This window comes from Psychroserpens algicola (genome assembly GCF_014526325.1).
Taxonomy (GTDB): domain Bacteria; phylum Bacteroidota; class Bacteroidia; order Flavobacteriales; family Flavobacteriaceae; genus Psychroserpens; species Psychroserpens algicola.
The window spans coordinates 1-659 of sequence record NZ_JACNMJ010000017.1; the positions used below are offsets into that span (position 1 = coordinate 1).

Consider the following 659-nt stretch of genomic DNA (forward strand, 5'->3'; position numbering starts at 1 on the left):
GTTGACGACATCTTCTGTTACTGGATAAGCTGTTACGGTTAATACTGTGGTGTATGGACAACCATTAGCATCTGTTTTTGAAATATCATGGCTTCCTATTGCGTATTCTGTTCCTTCGTAATTATAGGTATTGCCCTCACAAACTTCACCTGAAACTGTATCATCTGGTGTTACAGGATATGCTGTTACTGTTAATACGGTTTTGTACGGACAGCCATTAGCATCAATTCTTGGGATATCATGACTTCCTACTGCGTATTCTGTTCCTTCGTAATTATAGGTATTGCCCTCGCAAACTTCGCCTGAAGCTGTATCATCTGGTGTCACTGGATAAGCGGTAACTGTTAATACGGTTTTATACGGACAACCATTAGCATCAATTCTTGGAATGTCATAGCTTCCTACTTCGTATTCTGTTCCTTCGTAATTATAGGTATTGCCTTCACAAACTTCACCTGAAGCTGTATCGTCTGGTGTCACATCATAATACAGTACTGTTACTGTTGCTGACACTTCTGGACATGAACCTGAGGCTGCAAATGTATAAGTATATACATCCGATTCTGGTCCGCTCCAAACACCTCCTTCATCTGGATTGCCCTCTAAAGCTTCAAACAATGCTTCGTTGGTTGGAATTACACCTTCACAAACTGTTAGGC

The 659-nt window shown here is 41.0% G+C and carries 1 protein-coding gene; it reads right to left on the reverse strand.

Annotated features, from left to right (window positions below; translation table 11 throughout):
* The coding region (locus H7350_RS16985) for a hypothetical protein (RefSeq protein ID WP_204347122.1) at positions 1-659 on the reverse strand (659 nt) is incomplete at both ends.